At 43.1% G+C, this 16,607-nt stretch carries 16 protein-coding genes; 3 read left to right on the plus strand and 13 right to left on the minus strand.

The genetic code is table 11. The features are described 5' to 3' along the window. Positions 1–36: 36 nt before the first annotated feature. The 6 genes from mltG to alaS all read right to left on the minus strand — a co-directional run bounded on the left by mltG (position 37) and on the right by alaS (position 5,524). On the minus strand, positions 37–1,086 hold the full coding sequence (mltG, locus tag MKY63_RS02475; RefSeq protein WP_254924546.1) for an endolytic transglycosylase MltG: 1,050 nt from the start codon (positions 1,084–1,086) through the stop codon (positions 37–39). A 174-nt stretch (positions 1,087–1,260) separates the two neighbouring features. Then, on the minus strand, positions 1,261–1,569 hold the full coding sequence (locus MKY63_RS02480) for a DUF1292 domain-containing protein (protein WP_076104918.1): 309 nt from the start codon (positions 1,567–1,569) through the stop codon (positions 1,261–1,263). Beyond that, complete coding sequence (locus MKY63_RS02485; protein ID WP_038569507.1) at positions 1,562–1,870, minus strand: DUF1292 domain-containing protein; 309 nt, start codon at positions 1,868–1,870, stop codon at positions 1,562–1,564. Before MKY63_RS02485 ends, MKY63_RS02480 begins: the two co-directional genes overlap by 8 nt. Before the next feature lie 13 nt (positions 1,871–1,883). Next, on the minus strand, positions 1,884–2,303 hold the full coding sequence (gene ruvX, locus MKY63_RS02490; protein ID WP_036675598.1) for a Holliday junction resolvase RuvX: 420 nt from the start codon (positions 2,301–2,303) through the stop codon (positions 1,884–1,886). Then, positions 2,300–2,575 (minus strand): IreB family regulatory phosphoprotein, encoded by a 276-nt coding sequence (locus MKY63_RS02495; RefSeq protein ID WP_036675601.1) that lies wholly within the window; start codon positions 2,573–2,575, stop codon positions 2,300–2,302. Before MKY63_RS02495 ends, ruvX begins: the two co-directional genes overlap by 4 nt. A gap of 315 nt (positions 2,576–2,890) precedes the next feature. Next, complete coding sequence (gene alaS, locus MKY63_RS02500; protein ID WP_076104917.1) at positions 2,891–5,524, minus strand: alanine--tRNA ligase; 2,634 nt, start codon at positions 5,522–5,524, stop codon at positions 2,891–2,893. 519 nt (positions 5,525–6,043) lie between these two features. Here alaS and MKY63_RS02505 point away from each other — a divergent pair. Further along, a complete protein-coding gene (locus tag MKY63_RS02505) occupies positions 6,044–6,904 on the plus strand; it encodes a type II CAAX endopeptidase family protein (protein WP_339813425.1) in 861 nt (286 codons plus the stop codon). 84 nt (positions 6,905–6,988) lie between these two features. On the opposite strand, the gene MKY63_RS02510 is transcribed toward MKY63_RS02505, so the two are convergent. From MKY63_RS02510 to MKY63_RS02530, 5 genes are all read right to left on the minus strand, one after another. Beyond that, positions 6,989–7,906, minus strand: coding sequence for a DUF5692 family protein (locus MKY63_RS02510; RefSeq protein ID WP_076134042.1), 918 nt, complete (start codon positions 7,904–7,906; stop codon positions 6,989–6,991). A 294-nt stretch (positions 7,907–8,200) separates the two neighbouring features. Continuing rightward, a complete protein-coding gene (locus tag MKY63_RS02515) occupies positions 8,201–9,463 on the minus strand; it encodes an FAD-dependent oxidoreductase (RefSeq protein WP_076184718.1) in 1,263 nt (420 codons plus the stop codon). Between the two features lie 3 nt (positions 9,464–9,466). Beyond that, on the minus strand, positions 9,467–10,504 hold the full coding sequence (locus MKY63_RS02520; RefSeq protein WP_339811417.1) for a helix-turn-helix domain-containing protein: 1,038 nt from the start codon (positions 10,502–10,504) through the stop codon (positions 9,467–9,469). 80 nt (positions 10,505–10,584) lie between these two features. Further along, entirely contained in the window at positions 10,585–11,331 is a 747-nt protein-coding gene (locus tag MKY63_RS02525) for a metallophosphoesterase family protein (RefSeq protein ID WP_339811420.1), read from the minus strand. 69 nt (positions 11,332–11,400) lie between these two features. Beyond that, positions 11,401–11,922 carry a MarR family transcriptional regulator gene (locus MKY63_RS02530; protein WP_076126288.1) on the minus strand — a complete coding sequence of 174 codons (522 nt, stop codon included), beginning with the start codon at positions 11,920–11,922 and terminating at the stop codon, positions 11,401–11,403. A 253-nt stretch (positions 11,923–12,175) separates the two neighbouring features. Here MKY63_RS02530 and MKY63_RS02535 point away from each other — a divergent pair, with 253 nt between their 5' ends. Continuing rightward, positions 12,176–13,771 (plus strand): MDR family MFS transporter, encoded by a 1,596-nt coding sequence (locus MKY63_RS02535; RefSeq protein ID WP_339811423.1) that lies wholly within the window; start codon positions 12,176–12,178, stop codon positions 13,769–13,771. Positions 13,772–13,845: 74 nt separating this feature from the next. On the opposite strand, the gene MKY63_RS02540 is transcribed toward MKY63_RS02535, so the two are convergent. Continuing rightward, the gene (locus tag MKY63_RS02540) at positions 13,846–14,313 is read right to left on the minus strand and encodes a MarR family transcriptional regulator (protein WP_076126284.1); all 468 of its coding nucleotides are present in this window, start codon (positions 14,311–14,313) and stop codon (positions 13,846–13,848) included. Between the two features lie 148 nt (positions 14,314–14,461). Between MKY63_RS02540 and MKY63_RS02545 the strand changes: the two genes are divergently transcribed. Continuing rightward, positions 14,462–15,958: an amidase gene (locus tag MKY63_RS02545; RefSeq protein ID WP_339811426.1), complete on the plus strand. Its 1,497-nt coding sequence runs from the start codon at positions 14,462–14,464 to the stop codon at positions 15,956–15,958. A gap of 37 nt (positions 15,959–15,995) precedes the next feature. On the opposite strand, the gene MKY63_RS02550 is transcribed toward MKY63_RS02545, so the two are convergent. Then, positions 15,996–16,589, minus strand: coding sequence for a TetR/AcrR family transcriptional regulator (locus tag MKY63_RS02550; protein ID WP_076126280.1), 594 nt, complete (start codon positions 16,587–16,589; stop codon positions 15,996–15,998). Between the last annotated feature and the right edge of the window lie 18 nt (positions 16,590–16,607).

Below are 16,607 nucleotides of genomic sequence, written 5' to 3' on the forward strand. Positions count from 1 at the left end.
AGTTATTTCAACCGCACCACTCTTCATTTTAATAGTTTATTTCGATTCTTGCTTGCTTTTTTCGATATTGGCTAAATGTTCCTTGTAGGTCTTAGCAAACAAATGGCCCTGTGTACCATCTTTTTTGGTCACATAGAAATAATATTCAGAAACTTCTGGTTCGAGAGCCGCCTGAATGGACTCCAGCCCCGGATTACTAATAGGTCCCGGAGGAAGTCCAATATTCTTATACGTATTATATGGATTATCAACTTCTAAATCTTTATACAAAAGTCTTTCCTTCTGCTTATTGAGTAAATATTGAACGGTAGCGTCAATCTCCAGCTTCTGTTCTTTCTTTAGGCGGTTATAAATAACCCCAGCCACAAGCGGACGTTCACTATCCACCACAACTTCCCGCTCTACCAGCGAGGCTACGGTTAACAGTTCATGCAGAGACAATCCTCGCGTTTCTAGCTTTTGCTGCCAGTCGGGAATCGTATCCAGCTTCTTCTGGAACTGATCCAAAAGTGCTTCTACAACTTCCTGGGGCGTGCTATCCTTGGTCAGTTCATAGGTTTCGGGAAATAAATATCCTTCAAGACGGTGGCGAAGATTCTTATCCTGCGGGATACCCAGAATATCAATCCCCTTCAAACCTGCACCAGTATCCATAATTTCAAGAAAAGTAGCCGCATCCTGATTCCAAGCTTCAGCGAGCTTCTTAGCGATCTGCTCAGCAGTATATCCTTCGGGGATGGTAAAGACCACAGTTTCTTCCTTAACTACATCACCTGCATTTAATCTCGCAATGAGTTCATCATAGCTGTCACCCGGCTTAGCGATATAAGTACCTGCTTTGAAGCTAGAGCCTTCTTTAGTCCATTTCAAATATCCCTTAAAAAAAAGACTCTTACGGATAATGCCATTCTGCTCAAGCAGATCAGCAATCTCCGCACTTCCCATGCCCTTCTCTATCGTAAATGTTACAGCAGGACCTGCAGGCTCTACCGGCTGCATCCCGTTCCAAATGTACCATGCTCCCCCACCTCCTGCTGCTGCCAGCAAAAGAATAATGATTAACACAGTACGGATTGCGGATTTCAAGTCTGGTTCCTCACTTTCCGACTATAAAGTATAAAAGTGTATTGCTTAAAATTCAATATATATTTCCTTAAATTGATGTTTATACAGGATATTGCTCGCATTTCAAGCAAAAAGAGCGCGGAATTCTCCGCCCTCTTCCGTGCCCATCATAAATGTAACGTACATGTTTAAGATTTATTCAGCGCCATCTGCTGGAAAAGTCATCTCATCGTATAGCTCAGAGATGTCTTCCCACTCTTCATCGTCCATAATGCTCTCCAATTCCGGAAGTCCGTCAGAAGAGACAACGATACGCAGGATTTCATACTCCACGTCTTTGCCAGAGCCTTTCAGCACCGCATATCCGCGATCACCGACTTCAAATTCGGCGATAATATCGTAAATGGAAGATTTGCCTTGCTCATCTTCCAGTTCTACAGTTTCTCCGTATGCTTCTTTAAGCCGTGAAGTCCACACCGCTTGATCAGCGGATATCTCAGTCATTCTCCGATCCTCCGTCCAACTCGTCGACCAGTGTGTTGAAAGTCTCTTCGACAATCGCCCACTCCTCATCATTATCGATCATGAACAATTGAAGATCGTCGCCTTCTTCCACATAACGGAACGCGTATACCTCATCGGTTTCCTCGTCCTCGGAGTCTAGCGGAACCACCATCATATACTTAGCGTCCGAGCCATCAACCTCAAACTTCATAATGACCTCGAATTCCTCTTCATTACCTTCCTCATCGGGAATATAGATAATTTCCGGTTCTTCCTCTTGGCCAATCTGTTCGTTTGTCATATCCTCGCACCCCTCACCTTTTACTGTTAGCATCCAAAAAATTTTGCAAAATCAGGGCTGCAGCCATTTTATCCACAATCCCCTTGCGTTTCTTCCGGCTGACGTCCCCTTCAATCAGCACCCGCTCTGCGGATACCGTCGTCAGACGCTCATCCCAAAGGTGTACGGGCATTTCTAACTCTTCCCGTAGCTTATCAGCGAATTCAATACAAATTTCGCCCCGGGGTCCTACTGAGCCGTTCATATTCTTCGGCAGACCAACTACAATCTCTCCAATTTCGTGCTCTGCAACAAGTTCACGAATGCGTTCGAACTCATTACCCGTACCTCGGCGCTCAATCGTTTCAAGAGCTTGTGCCGTCCAGCCAAAAACATCGCTTGTGGCTACACCGATTCTACGGTCGCCGTAATCTAAACCTAACTTTTTCTTCATTTCGGATTGTCCACCCTGTGATTGACGAGATAGAATCTAACCAGCTCTTCAATCAGCTCATCACGTTCTTTTCTCCGGACCAAACTTCTCGCATTGTTATGGCGCGGAATGTAAGCCGGATCTCCGGAAAGAAGATACCCTACGATCTGATTGATCGGATGATACTCTTTCTCCACCAGTGCATCGTATACTGCTAGCAATATTTCCTGGGGAGAAGCTTCCTTTTCGTCGCCCTTCACATTGAATTTGACCGTTTTGTCCATGGAGTCCATTTGTGACACCTTCCTTCTGCAAAATCGCCTTTTGGGACGGCTTCGCAAAGTTGCTACTGTGCAGCTCGCTTGCTTCCTTTATCATAACATATTCATGCCCCAACGAGGAAATCCTGCCCGTTATTAACGCTTTTTTTGGCATTTTCTCTACAAAAATTATGATATTTTTAGCTTTTAAGCTATTGTCAAGCACAATTCTTCATGAATAATCTAACATCCTGCTAATAAAGAGTAGCGGTACTGATATCAAACTCTCAGTACCGCTATGTTTTCTCGTAATACGTTTAGTTAGAGAAATGGTTTCGTAATTTTAACTTAGGCTAAGGAAGCTACCAATTCTTCAGCCTTTGCCAATGCTTCGTTTAGCTTAGAAGCATCTTTACCGCCGGCTTGCGCCATATCTGGACGCCCGCCACCGCCGCCGCCGCAAACCGCTGCGATTTCTTTAACGAGTTTACCAGCATGGAAACCTTTCTTCACAAGGTCTTGCGGTACAGATACTACAAAGTTCACCTTATCATCCATCGCCGCACCTAATACAAGCACTGCATCCGGAAGCTTGGATTTCAATTCATCCGCTGTAGAACGCAAAGCATCCATATTGCCTGCTTGAACAGCAACAGCCAGGAGCTGCGTACCTGCACCAACTGTCTTCACACTGCTTGTAAGTTCAGCAGCAAAAGTAGCGCTCAGCTTGGATTGCAGAGATTCATTCTCACGTGAAAGCTCACGCACCTGGTTATGCAGCGCTTCGATCCGTTTCGGAACGTCATTCAGAGAAGACTTGAGAAGGCCTGCTGATTGTTTGAGCAAATCTAGCTGGCTTTCAGTGAACTGGTAAGCGTAACGTCCGGTAACTGCCTCGATGCGGCGCACTCCGGATCCAATGCCACTTTCGCTAAGCAGCTTGAAAATTCCGATTTGCGACGTGTTGGATACATGACAACCACCGCAAAGCTCAAGACTGTAATCGCCCACTTGAACGACACGGACGATATTACCGTATTTTTCACCAAAGAGCGCCATTGCTCCCATTGCTTTAGCTTCATCAATCGGCTTGTTCTCAATCACTACATCTAGACCGCGCCAGATTTGTGCATTTACGCGATGTTCGATATCGCTCAGTTCTTCTGGAGTAATCGCTCCAAAATGGGAGAAGTCAAACCGCAAACGAGCACCTTCCACTAAAGATCCCGCTTGATTAACATGCCCGCCAAGAACTTCTTTAAGCGCTTTGTGCAATAAATGGGTAGCTGTGTGGTTCTTCACGATATCTTCACGCTCTGCACGATCCACTTCCGCGCGAACAGATTCGCCCACTTTCAATTCTCCCGCTTCCACAGTTACCAAATGTACGTGTTGGCCGTGCGGCGCTTTAAAGAGTCCTTTTACCTTAGCCGTAACTGAACTCCCAGTAAGCACACCGGTGTCACTTACTTGTCCGCCGCTCTCAGCATAGAACGGTGTTGCTTCAAGAATAACTTGGCATTCTGCGCCTTCGCCGGCGACATCTACCAATTCATCACCCACAACAATAGCCAGGATTTTCGACTCTGTTACCGAGTCATTATATCCAACAAATTCACTTTTAACCGTCAGGTCTGCTAGTGCGCCTCCCTGAATCTTCATGCTGCCGCCATCATGACGTGCAGCTCTTGCACGGTCACGTTGCTCCTGCATAGCCGCATCAAAACCTTCACGGTCTACAGTTAATCCTTGCTCCGCTGCGAAATCTTCGGTCAAGTCAAATGGGAATCCATAAGTATCATATAACTTAAATGCATCGGCTCCAGCAATATTGCTGAGACCCTCTGCTTTTGCTTTAGCACTGATCTCACCCAAAATAGCCAATCCGTCAGACAATGTTTCGTGGAAACGTTCTTCTTCAGTACGAATAATCTTTGCGATATATTCGCGGTTGTCCACAACGGATGGATAGTAGACACCCATAATTTCGCCAACGGTTTCAGTCAGCTCATACAGGAATGGACGATCCAGACCCAAGGTCTTTCCGTACCGAACAGCACGGCGAAGCAAACGGCGGATAATATAACCGCGTCCTTCATTAGAAGGAAGTACTCCATCCCCTACTGCAAAAGTAACGGTACGCACATGGTCAGCGATTACTTTAAGCGCGATATCCTGCTCAACGTTATCTTTATAAGTTACACCCGCGAGCTGTGCTGTCTTTTGAATAATAGGTTGGAACAAATCAGTGTCGAAGTTGGAATCTACATCCTGTAGAATGGATGCAAAACGCTCCAAGCCAGCCCCTGTATCAATGTTTTTATTCGGAAGCGGCGTATAGCTGCCATCCTTGTTATGGTTGAATTGTGAGAACACCAGGTTCCATACTTCTAACCAGCGTTCATTTTCTCCACCTGGATACATTTCCGGATCGCTCATATCACTGCCGTAAGCTTCACCACGGTCATAAAAGATTTCCGAGCAAGGACCGCATGGGCCTTCGCCAATATCCCAGAAATTATCGTCGCCCAGCTTAATGATGCGTTCAGCAGGCAGGCCAACCTTTTCATTCCACAGCTTAAATGCCTCTTCATCCTCTGCGTACACCGTTACGGAAATACGTTCCGGGTCAAAGCCGATCCACTCTTTGCCGGTTAGGAACTCCCAAGCCCATGTGATAGCTTCTTCTTTGAAATAATCGCCGATGGAGAAGTTACCCAGCATCTCGAAAAATGTATGGTGACGGCGTGTCTTACCCACATTCTCGATATCATTGGTACGAATACATTTTTGTGAGTTAGTCAGGCGCGGATTTTCTGGAACCTCCCGGCCATCGAAGTACACTTTCAAAGGTGCCATACCCGCATTGATCCACAGAAGCGAAGGATCGTTGTGAGGAACGAGGGACGCACTTGGTTCAATCTTGTGACCTTTACTTTCAAAAAATTTAAGCCATTTGGAACGAATTTCACTTGCTTTCATCATTTACAGCTCCCGTCTCATCTTTTTACTTCGGCATTTACACCGGAAATTACAAAATACCTAAAAAATAAAAACAAAAAAACGCCCCTGAATAATTCAGGGACGATTAATATCGCGGTACCACCCTGGTTATCGCCTTGACCCCACTAATGGGACAATTGCAGACGATCGCCTTGTCGCGGCTGATAACGGGCGCCCCCGGTGAGCATTGCTCACACTCCGAAATTAGCTTTCCACCGGCCTGTCTTCAAGGTTCTCACAGCCATTACGAAACGTTTCGTAAAGGAACCTTTTCTCTGATCAAGCCATCCTCCGGTGTACTTCATTTTCATCAACGATTTGTCCGATTTGCATTTTAACATTTCAAGTATAGCCAGTGCCCTTGCTTCTGTCAATCTGGGGATGGGCGAATGTGAAGAATAACACATGATTTTTGTAACAGTAAACTTGGACTCAAAAAGGATATAGTGAAATCTAAGGTTAATTTGGAATATTTTGTATTCAGGAGAGCTGCCATTGATGCTTCACGCCAAGGAGTTCAATCCATCATCGATTTTTGAAGCAAAGCCTACACACTACCTTTTTATAGCGAGCCTCATTTTTATTCATATTATCTTTACTCTTGCGGTTAATCTCATCCTTTTTGAGCATGGATATTTAAGTTTTATTGCCAAAAACACAAACCACTGGATCAATGAAACGTTAGCCGCCAATCTAGTTGGGCTTCTCTTAGAAGTAATTATTTTTTTGATTCTGATAGCTAAAGTTTCGCCCCGGGATTTTGGGTTAAAAATAGAAAAATTACGAGCCGGACTGCTGGGTACCTTTCTGTTTTGGCTCGCTATAAATATAGTAGATTTGTGTATGGTACACTTGAATCACTCAGAGCTAACACTTAACAATGCTATCTTCAGCCATTCAAATTTAGTTTTCGGTGAAATTCTAGGTCAAGTCTTGGGAAATGCTTTATTGGAAGAAATCTTATTTCGCGGCTTCCTGCTCGTTCATATCTATCTATACTTAAAAAAAATCAACAACAAAACTACACGGATGATCTCTGCAATGCTAATTTCACAATCGATCTTTGCCGCCATACATATCCCAAACCGGATTTACTCAGGATTAGTTGGAATGGAGTTTGTTTATGATTTTATCATGCTTCTAATTCTAGGAATTATATTCGCTCTACTCTATATCTTAACCCGAAATTTATTTTTCGTGATCGGCGTTCACTCATTAATGAATATTCAGATAGTGTTTTGGAACAGCAATTTCACATATACGGCAACTTTATTATGTGTCTTATTACTGACCTGTCTTTTGCTTTGTATAAAAAGGAAAACATTTCGTGCGCAGCAACGGGCGGATATGGGGCTCTGATAATTAGAACTTTAATTATTCACAAAAAGAAGTTCCCCCCTTTAAGCAGGAGGAACTTCTATCACTATTACTATAATGTCTCTATTAATTCGCACCCTCTGCAATAGCTTTATAAGCAGCTAAATCCGTATAAACTTCCTCTTTAAGCGGATTGCGTTTATGCTTGATGATTTTATAGAAATGATAACCAAACACTGCAATATTAGCAGCTAAAGATAATGCACTTACTATCCACAGAGCGGTTTCACTATGAGAGGATTGTACAGAGAACTTTGACTCGCCAACAAACGCCGGGAACGACATCGTAAACATCATCCAAATCGCCAAAGTCTGTGCACGATGCTGCAGCCATGCCCCTTTTTTAAAGAAGAACGCCGGGATGGTACAAGAGATCAACAATGCTGCACCTGCATAGAAGGAATGGTCAGAAACTGCATTATATACATAGGCAAAGTTCCAAATGTCATAAGCAATGATCCAGAACCAAAGCTGGTCAGGCCACAACATATCTTTACTCTTATCTTTACTGATCACAATACCCATCCAACCAGAAATCGTAATAATGTTCAGAATACCTGCGATCCCGTTCATAATGTTCCAAGGACCACCTACCATCATTACGCCATCCACCATACCTTGCAAGCTGTACACTTGGAAATCACGAATAACTGCTTCAAGAATGTTAACTGCAAGGATAATAGCCGGGAACATTAATATATATTTATTTTTGTCCCATCCTTTAACATAACGGATAGCCATAAACCCTATACATCCTGCCAAAGCAGAATATACTTTTACCCAGTGAAACCATGTTCCAGTACTGGAACCTTCTCCTGCCGTATTTGGCCAAACCGCTATGGTAAGAACAATAGGGACAACTATAAACAGAATGATTGAGAACCACTTGCTCTTCCGTGCGATTTCATTTACAAACATTAATCCTGCTAGTACTACTAACCACATTAGCGCAGAGTACCAGGGAATCGATTCGAATAAAAACATGTTTTACTCCTCCTTGTAGGTTGGTGTATGTAATCTGTGTCTCAGGTCCAATATAGCCCATCCCTCTTTAAACGATCAAATCGCTTAAAACGTTGATTTATCAGTGTTTTTTTAGTTTCATTTCAAGTTGAGTTTACACAACCCTAGCACTAGAATTCGCCAAACTTTCTACCTTTCTTCTGAGAAATCTATTAGAATACATGTCTATAGAACTATATACTGCAAACCTAACTTGAATGTAAAAAAACCTTGTCGACAAATTTCTTTGTGGACAAGGTTCCTCATTAATGTTATTCAAAAGAATCGTTCAACCAAGTGTTTCGCGTATATAATACAATTCTCAAGTGTAGGGAAGTTCATGATTTCTCCAGCTAAATAGATATTGTTTTTCCCCTGCATCTGATCAACCCGTTCATAAAATCCCTCATGTAGCGCATTAGAATCCACATGTGGGAAATGCCTCCAACGCTTCATCATATATAGTCGAATGCTCTCTCCGCCCAGCTCGCGAAGTTTATTTTCTACCGTCTCTCGCATTTCCAGATCAGTCATAGCTTCATTCTCTGCTACATAAACCGTAACTAGATCCGTAGTTCCCATATCTGCCCACCGATAGTACCATGCCATCATATGCCCTTTACGTTCAGGGTACATATTCCGGGGGATATAGCCAGAAAGCTCCGGCAACCCCTTCACTCTATACGCATATACCCTAAACCATTCATAGGTTATATTCGCTAATAAAGTTTTGTCCTCACTTGACAGGCTAACTGTATCGCCCATTTGCTCTAAAGCTGCTGTATAAATGACCTTGTCAAAATAAAAGATGTCCTGACTCGTCTCTACTCGAACCTGCCCATCTTGTTCTTGCTCCATAAAAAGCACTTCACAAGTCAGGCGTAGATCGTTTACTTGGTCGGCCATTCGTCTAATCAGCTCAGTAACACCCTTAGGCCAGGTTATCATATGAGTAATTTCAATAAACGACAACAGATTATCATAGCTTAGAAATTTCAGCACATATGCAGCGGGCACATTATGGATACCACCGAATCCAAAAGTATTAAAATAATGCATGTAGACCTGCTCAAGGACAGACAGCTTATTCTCTACACACCACTGCGAAAATGGCTGACATAAATCTGGCGGTAAGTGGAGAAAACCCGGTTCTTGGAGAGACTCATAGCGTTTTAGAATATCCGGCAATCGTTTGAATTCTTGTGTAAACGCCTCTATCTGCTCCATGGGAATTTGTGAAGTTTTTCTCCCATTATTATCAAAAAATCCACGTTCTAACAATGGTCCCCTATCCATAAGATCAAAATCTCTCATAAAATCCATCGTATGTTTATAGGTAGGCAGGCCGATTAGCGTCCCCATTTCATAACTTTTTCCTTTGTACTCAATAGAATGACACTTTCCTCCTACTCTATCCGACTTCTCCATGAGGGTAATGTTGGTATATCCTTTTTTCGCTAATTCATAAGCAGCCGTAACCCCAGAAATCCCTGCACCGATGATTCCAATTCGGTCTTTATTCTTCGTGTTTGTCATCATCCGTTATCTCCTTGTAAATAACCATAATGGCAAAGTTTCTCGTTGTCCCGTATAGGAAAGTGCGACATCCGATGGTATTTTACCTTGATTAGGTCCGTCTGTAATTTGCCTGTTGAAGTTGTAGGTTTTCAAGTATTCATGTAAGCGCTTTTCTAAAATTTCAAAAGAATCTATCGTATCATCTACCCAAGCCTGCTGGTAGAATTCTTTGGTCAACACCGCCGCAAATTGCTGCAAGGGCTGAAATATCTCTGTTTGGTCTACCGTTATAGCGACTTGATTAATATTGTTCTTATGTAAAAATTCACTATATTTATGTTTTCCTCTGTCCCAGTTCGTAATGAATTCACGGCTTTTGTTCGTAACCAGATTATCGATATGAAAATCTAATGTCTTCATCAATGGGAGAACTTTCAAATGCATAAAATCTATAAAATGAATGGTAGATTTCCGATTGTATAGCTTAACTAGACCTAGTCTGGAGTAGGCATCATAAATTACATATTGATATACCTTTCCGACCCTCGGTAAAACTCCCAAATAGCTAATACTCTGCTGACACATATACCCGGGATGAGCATTTATCGGATTCTTCATCTTATAATCTAGTATTTTCCGTTTCTCTTTAAATCCTTTAGTGTGAGTGGATTGTGCGCGATTCCTCTTCTTTGCTTTGATTTGATTGGCGTAAGCTTCACGTTCTATTCGTTTATTTAGTCCGTTTCGACGTAGTACATTATAAATACCGGATTCCCCTATTTGCATACCTTCATCTTGCAGTTCATAAAAGATGCGTTTAGGCCCATCCTCAGGAAATCTGGCGACGTACTCCAAGATCAATCTTTCCGTTTTCTTATCTACTTTATTAGGCATTACCGGCTTTTTTTTCTTCTCCCCAAGTCCATCCATTCCATGTTGTTGATAAGCTTTAGACCACTTATAATAGATCGTCCGGGAAATGCCAAACTCCTTACAGGTTTCGCTCACATTCTTGCTGACGGCCCCTTGCATGAGGATATGATATTTGTTGTTCGCATTCACCTATTTGCACCCCTCCTATCTTTATTTTATACATAGTTAACGTTTAATTCATTACTATTCTAAAAAAAATGGGAGAACGCTCAAAGCGTCTCACCATTCCGAACAAAATGCGTTATGTATTTCCCTGCGGAAATCTCCAAGCAATTTAGTCGTTGGCCATATGCACAGCCACCATCTATGCCAATTTTATCTCCCAGTGGACTAAACCAGATTTCTTCTGAATCATGCAGATCCATCGTCGAAGTATGACCGAAAACAACCGTTTTGTTAGTGCTAACTACCGGATTCTTATAAAAGGGTTCTCTAATCCAGATAAAATCATAAGGGTCCTGCTGTTTCCAATCCTCTATTAATGGATTAATGCCTGCATGAACAAAAATATGTTCTTCCGTCTCATGATAAAGCGGCAATGTGCTCAGAAAGTCTATATGATGTCTATAGTCCCGCCTAATTTTTTCTTTTAGCTGCATATAATCCTTCCAGCCAAAATCCTTCTGCAAACCTTCGTAGCCCGCCTCGCAATAACTCATCAGTGTATGAAATCCGCCGTTAGTTAGCCAATGGGTATCCAATTTATCATCATCGCTGGTGAGCGCATCGCAAGCCATTTTATCGTGATTTCCTTTGAGAACTATCACTCCACATTCTTGCTGCAGAGTCATCACTTGCTCCACAATTCCTTTACTGTCCAGACCTCTATCCACATAATCTCCCATTAAAATAAGCTTATCCTCCGCCGGGCGATAATTCACTTTTGATAATAGGGCATTGAATTCTACATAACTTCCGTGAATGTCACTAATTGCTAATATTCTGATGATAATCACTCCTTGCTCTAAGATGCAAAAAAAGATGTTCCCGCAGGTCTGCAGGAATATCTTTTGATGTTGGGCTTTCTATACTGAATCTATAACTAATGGCTCCTCATCCGACTGTGGAAAAAAATGACGGCTTCTGACCTCATGCACCGCTTCTTGAAAACGATCGCACAAAAAGATCAGCTGGTCGATCTCTTCCTTACCGACCTTTTGCGTGATTTCACTCAAAATGCCGGAATAGGATGCCATCTGCCTGCTATAAATCTGCTCTCCAAGCTCACTCAGACAGATATATACGACCCGACGATCTGTATCGGATGTTGTACGCACTACGTAACCTTTTTCCTCCAAAGTATTTGCCATTTGCGTGGCAGTAGGTCTACTTATCTGGAGCAGGTCACTTAATTTAGAAATCATAACTCCCCGGTGCTGTTTGTCACCTTCAGTGGCTTTCTTTTGCTTCATAACAGTGTGAATGACGTACATCATAACAAACTCTCTATACGATACTACATCAATCGAGTAGGGGCGAGCAGTCAGACGCTTTATATTTTCAAGGGCTATGATCAGCTTCTGCTCTTGATTGTCATGGGTATCCATAGGGCACCTCCAATATACCTCAATCTAATTAGATTACTTACCTATTCCCAAAAAATCAAGTCAAATTCAAATTCTCTTTAAATTAAAATTTAATAATTAACCTGTTGTGCTAATTGATGAATTTGTGTATTATACATAAATGATAGTTTGGCTACCTAATTATTACGACATGAATTCCCAAACTACAATATATAGAAGTTAAAGGAGAGGAACTGCTCTGGAGCATCTCACTCAGAAAAAGAAAGTTACAATTATGATTGCTTTAATGGCGGCTATGTTTTTCGCAGCAATCAACCAGACGATTGTGGGCACAGCAATGCCCCGAATTATTGCGATGCTTGGAGGTATTGAACATTATACCTGGGTAATTACCATCTATATGCTCACCTCAACCATTGCTACCGTACTTGTCGGTAAGTTATCCGATATTTACGGAAGAAAACCCTTCCTGTTATCAGGGATTGTCATTTTTATTATAGGTGCTTTCCTATCCGGATTGTCGACCAACATTTTTCAAATGATCACTTATCGCGGGATTCAAGGTCTAGGCGGCGGGATTCTAATGTCGGCCACCGTAACCGCTGTAGGTGATTTGTTCGCTCCAAGAGAGAGAGCCAAGTGGACTGGAATTATGATGGCGATATTTGGTTTCTCCAGCGTAATTGGTCCTACCCTTGGCGGATTCATGGTAGATCACATGGCTTGGAAATGGATCTTCTGGATCTTCTTACCTTTCGGGATCGTGGCCTTCTTTATGATTTTGAAAATGTTCCCTAAAACCACGCGTTCTACATCTGAGTCCATCGACTACTTAGGCTCCATTTTCCTTTCCCTGACCATTGTTGCGCTCTTGCTCGGCTTTTCATGGGCAGGAACAAAATATGACTGGGGTTCTCCGGAGATTCTCGGCTTTTTTGGGGCTTCCATTCTGGGTCTGATTATCCTGATTCTGATTGAACGTAAAGCTAAAAGCCCAGTATTGCCATTATCCTTATTTAAGAATTCCATCGTATCCATCTCAATGATTGTCGGCTTCCTGATGAATGCCGGTATGATGGGCGCAATGATCTACCTGCCTTTCTTCGTGCAAGGGGTAGAGGGCGTCTCCCCAACTAAATCTGGTTTCATCAATATGCCAATGTCACTTACTATGATTGTACTAAGTACTTTAGTGGGAAGATGGATCTCCAAAACAGGAAAATATAAACGTTATGCTCTAATGGGGATGCCATTCATGGTTGTAGCCATGATATTAATGGCCTTTATGAGTAACATTGCTACGGCTGTAGTCAGCATGATTATCTTCGGGGTTGGGTTAGGACTATCGATGCCTGTATTTACACTAACCGTACAAAATGCTGTAGCGCCTTCAATGCTAGGTGTTGCTACTGCTACAAATACTTTATTCCGTAATTTAGGTGGAACCATAGGTATTGCCATCATGGGTACCATTATGAACTCCTCATTAACGAAAAAATTAGAGGCAGCGGTGTCCTCTGGCAAAGGTCCGGATTTATCCAAACTTGATCCTGAATCCGCTAAACAGCTTTCTGCCTTTATGAATCCTCAAATGCTGCTAGATCAGCCTAAGCTTAAAGAATTGCATGCAACACTGCCAGAGCAAATTCAGCCGCTCTTCAATCAATTGATTGAGATGCTGCGGAACGCACTAAGCGATTCCCTGACAGTTGTGTTCTTAAGTGGTACGGCGCTGTTAGTTATCGCAGCACTGCTCGTTCTGTTCCTTAAAGAGATTCCATTACGTAGTGGAGAGAAAAAAATGGAGACACACGCAGAGGATAAAAACGGGAGTAAAAAACTCGAAAAATCTGTGCCTGCTGCACATTAATCACAAATAACCTTACATTAGAGATGTCCGTAAACAGCTTAGGCTGTGCGGCATCTCTTTTTTTATATGAAGGGCTAGGATTCGTTTGGTTGATCGTTCAATTCTTCGAAGTAAACATAGACTCCGTTTAACAGCTCCATTAACGTATCCGTCTGTTCTTTGCCCATGTAATCGATCATACCTTTAAAGGTATTCCGGGATTTCGTTACAGCCATCTCAGCCAGATGCTCCCCTTTTTCCGTAAGCGTGATCTCACTAACTCGGCGATCCTGTGCATCAGAAGTACGCACCACATATCCTTGTGCAATCAGACTATTGAGCATTTGGGTAACCGTAGGAGAGGTGACTTTCAGAAACTTGCTAATCTCCGAAACCGTCTGTCCCTTCTTCCCTTCCCGTTCTTTACCAAGCTTTAAAGAAACCAACATCCGGACCTCACTTGGCTTCAAGCCCCAAATCGTGGTTTTACGCCAGTTCATTCTAGCGAATTGTTGGAAAGCCTCCATTAATCCATCCACATTCTGATATTTCTCTTCGTTCATCAGTACACCCCATAAAATCATTTAACACTAAGTATAGCCTAATATGACGTAAAAAAGAATTGATAGATGTCAGATTACCCATTTTCAAAAAATAACTAATGGGATGTATAATATAATAATCATCCTAAATTGAAAGTGGGTATCTAATTTGTCCTTTTCTTACTCTACCTATGACGCTCTAGGACTTGCTTCACTTGTCAAAGCACGTGAAATTTCACCTGGTGAGCTGGTCGAAGCCGCCTTTGCTCGGTTAGATGAGATCAATCCGGTCATAAATGCGGTGGTGCGCACCCGTCGTGAAGCTGCTCTTAGAGAAGCCGACGAGATGCCTGTTCAGGATAACACTCGGCCGTTTGCTGGCGTTCCGTTTCTATTAAAAGATATTTCCCAATCTATCGCTGGCGAGCCCATCACTTGCGGGGCTATGCTGATGAAGAACAATGTCGCACGGTGGGATTCAAATTATGTTGCACGGATTAGGAAAGCCGGCTTTATTCCACTTGGCCATACGAATACACCCGAGTTCGGCTTAAAAAACATTACAGAGAATGTCCTCCACGGCCCTGCTCGTAATCCTTGGAATCTCGAATATTCTCCTGGAGGTTCAAGTGGCGGAGCCGCGGCGGCTGTAGCTTCTGGTATCGTTCCAGTAGCAGGAGCCAGTGATGGTGGTGGCTCCATCCGTATTCCCGCCTCATTCACAGGCCTATTCGGACTTAAACCCACGCGCGGGCGCACACCAGTAGGACCCGGAGTCGGCCGTCAATGGCAAGGGGCTTCTATTGATTTTGCCTTAACCCGGTCCGTTCGCGATAGCGCTGCTATGTTAGATCTGCTGCAGGTTGTGCAGCCGGAAGCCGCCTTCCAGACCCCGTTATACCCGGGCGTATATCTGGATGACCTGTTTAAGCCTACGCAACGTAAACTACGAATTGGATTTACGACTGCTTCCCCAGTAGGTACGCCTGTCTCTGAAGAGGCCGTAAATGCTGTTCTCAAAACCGTGAAATGGCTCGAAGCTGAAGGACATGCGGTTGAAGAAACAGAAAGTCCTGTGAATGGCACAAGACTGATGGAGAACTACTATACGATGAATGCCGGAGAGGTAGCAGCGATGTTCGTCTCCCTGGAGAGAAATATGGGACGTTCCATAACTGCTGACGATGTCGATATCATTACGTGGGTCCTTGGTGAGACCGGAAAAAATGTTTCAGCGGCCGAATTCGTACATAGTCTGGATGAATGGGACGTTGCAGCCGCCCAAATGGCGGAACTGTTTAATCATTACGACTTATATATAACACCTACGAATGCAAACTCTGCTCCCAAAATTGGTGAATTAACGCATAAACCTGCAGAGATAGCAAAGCTGCTGCACGTAAATGAATTGCCAAAAGAAGAACAGAGCCGCTTAATTTACGAGATGTTTGAGCCAAGCCTAACCTATACACCGTTCACCCAGCTCGCAAATCTGACAGGCCAGCCTGCAATGAGTGTGCCCGTCCATAAGTCAGCAAATGGCCTGCCGCTAGGCGTTCAAGTCATAGCGAACAAAGGCCGTGAAGATTTGTTGCTTCAGCTTGCTGCCCAGCTTGAACAATCCGCTCTTTGGGTCGGCATGAATGGAAATCCGCTGTTCACCTGATCAATTAAGGGTGATGCTCTCGCAGCTCAAGTTCCCCTTACTCTTTCCCGCAAATGCCATAGAAGAAAATATGGATGGCTTCCTCGATGAAGGCATCCATATCTTCCTGTTTGCTAGCTTCGTCTAGAAGTTCACCTGCATTACGCATATACATCCCCATTAGTGAAAGTATCCCTTTGGTGGATACTTTATTTGAGATTTCTCCCCGCGCTTTCCCATCCTCGACCATCTTCACCAGCACCGGCAAAATGTCATTCGCATATCGTTCCTCAATATAATGGAACATTTCTTGATCCTCAACCATAAGCTCCTTCACAGTTGCGGGAGATAAACCGCTGTAAGTTTCCCTCTCCATGGTTAGAATGTAACCAATAATCTCCTTTAGAGAATGCTCTTGATAAATGTAATCTTCAAATTCCTGAATTTCCTTCTGAACAAAGTCTTTAAAAGACTCACTAAGCAGCGCTTCCTTACTGCCAAAATAATTATAAATCGTCACCTGAGAGACCCCTGCTTCTTTCGCAATATCAGCGATCCGTAGACGTTTCGGTTCCCAGTTCTTGAGCATCTCCATGGTAGTTTTCATAATTTTGAGTTTAATCTGTGCTGCTCTCTTCTCAAATCCATTCATAGCTTCCACCCTAACTTC

It is taken from the genome of Paenibacillus sp. FSL R7-0189 (genome assembly GCF_037969925.1).
GTDB classification, from domain to species: Bacteria; Bacillota; Bacilli; order Paenibacillales; family Paenibacillaceae; genus Paenibacillus_AQ; species Paenibacillus_AQ odorifer.

Coding starts and splice junctions, on each gene's coding strand:
- MKY63_RS02550 (WP_076126280.1), bottom strand. CDS start 16,589: ATGAATGGATTTGAGAAGAGAGCAGCACAGATTAAACTCAAAATTATG.
- MKY63_RS02540 (WP_076126284.1), bottom strand. CDS start 14,313: ATGAACGAAGAGAAATATCAGAATGTGGATGGATTAATGGAGGCTTTC.
- MKY63_RS02505 (WP_339813425.1), top strand. CDS start 6,044: ATGCTTCACGCCAAGGAGTTCAATCCATCATCGATTTTTGAAGCAAAG.
- MKY63_RS02515 (WP_076184718.1), bottom strand. CDS start 9,463: ATGATGACAAACACGAAGAATAAAGACCGAATTGGAATCATCGGTGCA.
- ruvX (WP_036675598.1), bottom strand. CDS start 2,303: ATGAAGAAAAAGTTAGGTTTAGATTACGGCGACCGTAGAATCGGTGTA.
- MKY63_RS02535 (WP_339811423.1), top strand. CDS start 12,176: ATGATTGCTTTAATGGCGGCTATGTTTTTCGCAGCAATCAACCAGACG.
- MKY63_RS02530 (WP_076126288.1), bottom strand. CDS start 11,922: ATGGATACCCATGACAATCAAGAGCAGAAGCTGATCATAGCCCTTGAA.
- alaS (WP_076104917.1), bottom strand. CDS start 5,524: ATGAAAGCAAGTGAAATTCGTTCCAAATGGCTTAAATTTTTTGAAAGT.
- MKY63_RS02495 (WP_036675601.1), bottom strand. CDS start 2,575: ATGGACTCCATGGACAAAACGGTCAAATTCAATGTGAAGGGCGACGAA.
- MKY63_RS02510 (WP_076134042.1), bottom strand. CDS start 7,906: ATGTTTTTATTCGAATCGATTCCCTGGTACTCTGCGCTAATGTGGTTA.
- MKY63_RS02480 (WP_076104918.1), bottom strand. CDS start 1,569: ATGACTGAGATATCCGCTGATCAAGCGGTGTGGACTTCACGGCTTAAA.
- MKY63_RS02485 (WP_038569507.1), bottom strand. CDS start 1,870: ATGACAAACGAACAGATTGGCCAAGAGGAAGAACCGGAAATTATCTAT.